The sequence below is a fragment of the Klebsiella sp. YJ genome (assembly GCF_002108615.1).
GTDB classification, from domain to species: domain Bacteria; phylum Pseudomonadota; class Gammaproteobacteria; order Enterobacterales; family Enterobacteriaceae; genus Klebsiella; species Klebsiella planticola.
Window position 1 is genome coordinate 1 of sequence record NZ_MTEG01000073.1, and the last position, 5381, is coordinate 5381.

Genomic DNA, 5381 nt, shown 5'->3' on the forward strand with positions numbered 1-5381 from the left:
CGAAAGAAAAGCGGCGATCATCACGTGATTCTCGCTCAATATTCGTAACCAGTAAGCGCATACCCTGAATCACTTAAAGTGTAATTCTCAGGGTGCGAATGACTATACCTCGCTCATTGCTGCCACTGGCCGTTACCGTAGACGGCTCTGTGCCAGGGGCGAACCTTTCTAAAGTAATCGTGCGTCAACAAAGTAGCTGCAGGTCAGGGGGGTTAATTCATCGCAGGGATGTTATGGTAGATTGCTTATCAGTGAGAAAGTAGCCTAACCAAACAATCAGGGAAAGGAGAGTCATCGGTATGACAATTTTAGTGACGCTACAGGCTCAGCTCATAGTTGGAGAAGCGCAGGTGCTAAAAAGCCTGGCACCTGAGGGGATGCTGGCGGCCGTATTTGAAGACGACGGCCGGACCGGGTATTTCTATGCGCTCGATGAGTCCGTTGAAGGAAACCCGATTCTTGATGCAGTGCATATCTACAATGTCGAGGATATTTCAGACGCCCACATTCCTTCTGAGGTTAAAATCGGCTGGTCTGAAGACAGTCAGAAGTGCGTGCTCCTTATCAACGGATATCCGCATGGAGCGTTTGATTTCGTGGGGAAAAATGGGTACTGCAGAAGCGGATTCCCTCCCCCGATAAACAAGGTTTGGTCTGTTTCCGGCCATGAGTGGAGCGATTCGGTGGATGACTTTTTCCGGTGAGTTACGGTGGGCTTAACGCCTGCCGTTATTCTCTATTCATATTGATAATATCGCTCTGAAGAGGGCGGACGATTTCCTGGACTTTCAGATGATAAACCATGTATCCGATGTCCGCTCCTCGCTCACAGCGGACCTTCACCTCAGTTAACTCATCCGCTCCGTACCAGAAGCGGACGTTGTTAATGGCATGATGTATGAACCAATGGAGAGTCAATCATCTATACTCCTGTTAATCCATACTGGAAATATTGTTATCAATAGCCCTACAACGGAAGTGTGAACTATATATTCTAACGCTCCCATTGAGCCTGCCACTTTATTGAGGCAATTCTTACAGCTTAAAAGGGCTGTAGGGGCATTTTACTCGGCTAAATAACCACCATCGATTGGATAAACTCCTCCGGTACAGAACGCTGAATTGTCTGAAAGCAAAAACAATATGAAGTCTGCTATTTCTTGCATTTTTGCCATCCTTTTCATAGGGTGGCTATTTGCGAAACTACGTACGATATTTTCAGGAAATTCAGTCATTCGTGGGGTCTGGACATAACCGGGAGCGACTGCATTGATTCGAATGCCTTGACTTGCAAACTCTAACGCTGCGGTTTGGGTTAAACCGATTATACCATGTTTAGCCACGGTGTAAGGTGCTAATCCTGGAATGCCAACCAGACCATTTACTGCAGATAAATTAACGATAGAACCACCAAATTTCATCATCTCAGGTATTTCATATTTTAGGCAGTAAAAAACGCCGCTCAATGAGGTGGCAATAACCTTATCCCAGTTTTCAACTGTCTGCTCTGTTATGTTTTTACCATGTTCACCTGTTAGGCCTGCATTATTTACAGCATAATCAAGTCTGCCGAAATGTTTGATAACCTCATCTATCATTTTCTGTACTTGTTCGGGTTGTGACACATCACATCCGATCCCCAGCGCCTGCTGTCCCTGTGAGGTTAATCGTTTCGCTTGTTGTTTAGCCTGCTCTGACGAGCGGGATACAATAACGACCTTAGCTCCATATTTGTGTAATTGCTCTGAGACTGCCTGACCTATACCTGCAGTACTTCCTGTTATGACAGCAACTTTATTCTGGAAATTCATAATTCCCCCTGTGAAGTAGAATTGAGTCTTTCATCTGGGGTAGTATACAAACTAGCTGTGACAGTTTTTGTCAGTACTCTTTCTCCTCGCTGATTCCTTCTTTTATTCTCCATTTTTTCAATAAAACCGTCCTGCTTTCACTATATATGGAATCCAGTTGTACCATCTCTTCAATTTTGTCAGTTCTAAAATGACGAAAATCATTTCTCATCTCACACCATGCAACCAAAAGCCAGCAGGACTCCATATATACCAATCCGATGGGCCATATGATTCGAGAAGAGTAAGTATCTTTCTTGTCACAATACTTTATTTTGATTCTCTTTCGCTTTTTAATAGCATTGCGGATATCTTCAAAAAACATCTCATTATTTTCTGAAGGACCGATCAGATAGGATTGACTCTCAATAAGATTCTTTAATTCACCAGGAATGACGGTGTGTATTTTGGCAAGTGCATTCCTTGCGGTATTCTTGAAATCATAATCCGTATTATGAGATACCCAATTTAACCCAAGTGTAATAGCATTGATTTCTTCATGAGTAAGGTTTAAGGGTGGTAAATGAAAGTCAGACTTAACGATATAACCAATTCCAGCACCACCTTCAATACACACTCCTTGATGCTGTAGCGTTTTTATATCTCTGTAAAGAGATCGCACACTTACTCCTAATCTTATAGAGAGAGTGGATGCAGTGATCGGATATCTTTGCGCCCTTAATATCTGTAGTAATTCGAGAAGCCTTTCTGTTCTGGTCATGCTGATAAATCCATCTTAATCCTGAGACGATATCTTAAAGCATCTGTTGGATAAGCATTTTAGTACAAAGTAAGCGTACATGCTTAAGTTGAACTGCTCCCATTGGTTAATACAGCGCATCTGACTCGCCACAGTGCCCAGAAGATGGGCGGAGGTGTTCGACAGCCTGCCGTTCGTTCGGAGGGCAGGGGATACGTATCATCAATGCCGCGACTACTGGCAGAAAAACGGTGTGTCCTTATGAATAATGCAACGTTACATGAAATTATATTATTTCCTGAATCCACTTAGCAATAATCAACAATGGCTATGCAATATATACTGTAATTTTATTCAGTGCGATATAATGAAGCTGGATAAAATTTCACTTTTCATAACGGAAGGGTGAAAATAAGTAGAAAGAGTTTTAAAGAGCGCGGTAAGAAGGTGGTTCGCAAATATAAATTGCAGCTATCAGTGTTGATGTGACTGCCATGCTTATCTGCGCATGAGAAGAGGTATAGATAATGATATTGTTTTAGCGCAGGTCCGCAGGAACAGTAGGTTCTTAGATGCTAACTTAAACATAACCCTACGCCTGCCAAATATAAGCGAAGGTCCGCTTCTCTCTCGCTCATAGCTGACCTGTACGGGCCTTCAGCCTGGCGGTTAAGCGCCAGGAGGGGACGTTGGACATTTTAGCCACCGCGGGGGTGGCTCCAGGTTCAGGCTCATTTCTCAGAATGAAAACTCCAGCAAGCCGCGGTTGCGAGTGTCACAAACGGTCCAGCCAGCGTAACGTTGTGATGGGCAATGATTTCACTCGCTGACAAATATTTGTTATCCATTGTCGTATGCGCATCTGAAATCAGCACAGTCCTGAATCCATGCTCTGGCGCTGCGCGACAGGTAGTATCCACACAGAATTCTGTTTTCATACCGGCGATAACCAGCTGCTTAACACCTCGCAGACTGAGCTGAAGCTGAAGCTCTGTATCACGGAAGCAGCTGGGATACTTTTTAATAAACACGATATCCTGTTCAGCGTTTACGTTCAGCTCGGGTATCAGTTGTGTTAACGGACTTTGCTCTGAGAATGGGGAATCATCGGGTCCGATGTGGCGGGCAAAAAAAACGGGCACCTGAGCCTGCCTCGCATTTTCAATCAGCAGACGGATATTCAACAGAACGGTGTCTGAGGAGTGTGGGGAAGTCGGGCCACGGAAAAGCCCCTGCTGCATATCGATAACTAAAAGTGCATTTTCGGATAAAAGCATGATGTGTCTCCATTCAGAACGTTATGAACGGAGATATTTTCTTCCCCGTCCGGTTTGGCGGGGATTCAGAATCTGTTTTGTCAGGAGCCTGTCACAGATACGCCCACACCGCCGAAGGTGCCGGTGGTAGTAACTGTGGTTGTTGGCTGAAGTGACTTAAGCATTTTCTGACCTTCTTGTATTCGTTGAACATCTGGAGCAGTAATTATAAAAACTGCTCTGTTCTTGTAGCACTGAGTAAATACCGATTTCAATAAATATTTATCCTGCAGAAAGTCGGGCCTTAGATGCTACATACTGGGTGGGCAAAAACCGTTAAACCAACTTCCGCACCTCGCTCATAGCAGAATGGACGTCTTTCCAGCCTACATGGAAGGGGAAGGTTCCTTTATAGCCCTTGTCTACGTATCCACTCATCTACCACGTCACCCTAATTTATTTTTGGTATCATCGCGGATCCAATCCATGAACTTGCGATCGAGTAAGGCGCTATACCAGTCCAGTCAATTTTCAACGTCTTAATCCCTTGATTGTTTACACGTTAAAAGTAGCGGCTTTGGCTGGTATATTTAAACTATTCAGGGGCCGTTTCTTGCTCACAGTTGATCTGACAGCCCGCTAGTCTGTTCGCTCTGTGCCAGAAGCGGGTGTTGCTGACCCTTAGGTGAAATTGCCAGTTAGGGTAGATCGCAAACCGCAAAACATCGATTGGCTGCACATTCGCAGAAATGCAGCCGTTCGGCGTTGTTTCCTCTTGCAGAACTATCAGAACCTTGCATTATTGATTTCGTTTCACCTCATATCGCAGGCACACTACGCCCGACGGGAAAATTTTACTATTCACCAGCATGAGTGAGGTTCTGTCTTTTATGTTTTTGAACAAGGGAATGCCTTGCCCCAGCAGAATCGGATTGACGAATAGCCAATACTCATCAATAAGGTTTTCCGACATTAGCGCGTGAGTCGCTGAGGGACTGCCAAACATTAAGATTTCGCTGCCCGCGTTGTGCTTGAGCTTGTGGATTTCGTCGCTTAAATGGCTGCTGATAATTTGCGTATCAGGATGATTTTTTTGCAACAGGGTTTTCGACAACACCACTTTGTGGGCAGATTTATACCAACGCGAATGCGCATGGTCATGCGGGCTGGCGTCAGGATTATCGGCAGCAGTTGGCCAGTACGACTCCATCATCTGGTAGGTGGTGCGCCCATATAAGGCGGTGTCGGTCTGCTGAATCCGCTGCTCCACGTATTCAAACAAGTCGGGGCTCAGGCTTATCCAGGCCAGACCCGCCGGGCCCTCAGCGGTAGAAGCGACAAAACCATCCAGCGACACATGAACAAACGAAACTATTTTTCTCATGATTTTCTCTTTGATTAAGTTTTGATTACATAGCCTGCGAGGCACGCCAGGGTTTGGTTCCCGTCTTAAATAGCACCCATTTTCTGGTAATGACTCCAACTTATTGATAGTGTTTTATGTTCAGATAATGCCCGATGACTTTGTCATGCAGCTCCACCGATTTTGAGAACGACAGCGACTTCCGTCCCAGC

6 protein-coding genes are annotated in these 5381 nt (G+C 45.0%); 1 reads left to right on the top strand and 5 read right to left on the bottom strand.

The annotated features are described in order from the left end of the window. The first annotated feature begins 299 nt into the window (after positions 1-299). The gene (locus BV390_RS29925; RefSeq protein WP_032690520.1) at positions 300-704 is read left to right on the top strand and encodes a DUF2251 domain-containing protein; all 405 of its coding nucleotides are present in this window, start codon (positions 300-302) and stop codon (positions 702-704) included. A gap of 360 nt (positions 705-1064) precedes the next feature. Here the strand turns inward: BV390_RS29925 and BV390_RS29935 are convergent, their stop codons facing one another. The 5 genes from BV390_RS29935 to BV390_RS29955 form a co-directional block, all read right to left on the bottom strand. Next, positions 1065-1811, bottom strand: a complete 747-nt coding sequence (locus tag BV390_RS29935; protein ID WP_085397628.1) for an SDR family NAD(P)-dependent oxidoreductase — start codon at positions 1809-1811, stop codon at positions 1065-1067. Positions 1812-1881: 70 nt separating this feature from the next. Beyond that, positions 1882-2571, bottom strand: a complete 690-nt coding sequence (locus BV390_RS29940; protein ID WP_085397629.1) for a helix-turn-helix transcriptional regulator — start codon at positions 2569-2571, stop codon at positions 1882-1884. A gap of 710 nt (positions 2572-3281) precedes the next feature. Continuing rightward, complete coding sequence (locus BV390_RS29945) at positions 3282-3827, bottom strand: cysteine hydrolase family protein (protein WP_032695951.1); 546 nt, start codon at positions 3825-3827, stop codon at positions 3282-3284. 778 nt (positions 3828-4605) lie between these two features. Further along, entirely contained in the window at positions 4606-5190 is a 585-nt protein-coding gene (locus BV390_RS29950; protein WP_046852641.1) for a dihydrofolate reductase family protein, read from the bottom strand. Between the two features lie 100 nt (positions 5191-5290). After that, the coding region (locus BV390_RS29955) for an IS1 family transposase (protein ID WP_024193989.1) at positions 5291-5381 on the bottom strand (91 nt) is incomplete at its 5' end.

Excerpts from the sequence above, each read along its gene's own strand:
- BV390_RS29925 (WP_032690520.1), top strand. The coding sequence starts at position 300 with ATGACAATTTTAGTGACGCTACAGGCTCAGCTCATAGTTGGAGAAGCG.
- BV390_RS29935 (WP_085397628.1), bottom strand. The coding sequence starts at position 1,811 with ATGAATTTCCAGAATAAAGTTGCTGTCATAACAGGAAGTACTGCAGGT.
- BV390_RS29940 (WP_085397629.1), bottom strand. The coding sequence starts at position 2,571 with ATGACCAGAACAGAAAGGCTTCTCGAATTACTACAGATATTAAGGGCG.
- BV390_RS29945 (WP_032695951.1), bottom strand. The coding sequence starts at position 3,827 with ATGCTTTTATCCGAAAATGCACTTTTAGTTATCGATATGCAGCAGGGG.
- BV390_RS29950 (WP_046852641.1), bottom strand. The coding sequence starts at position 5,190 with ATGAGAAAAATAGTTTCGTTTGTTCATGTGTCGCTGGATGGTTTTGTC.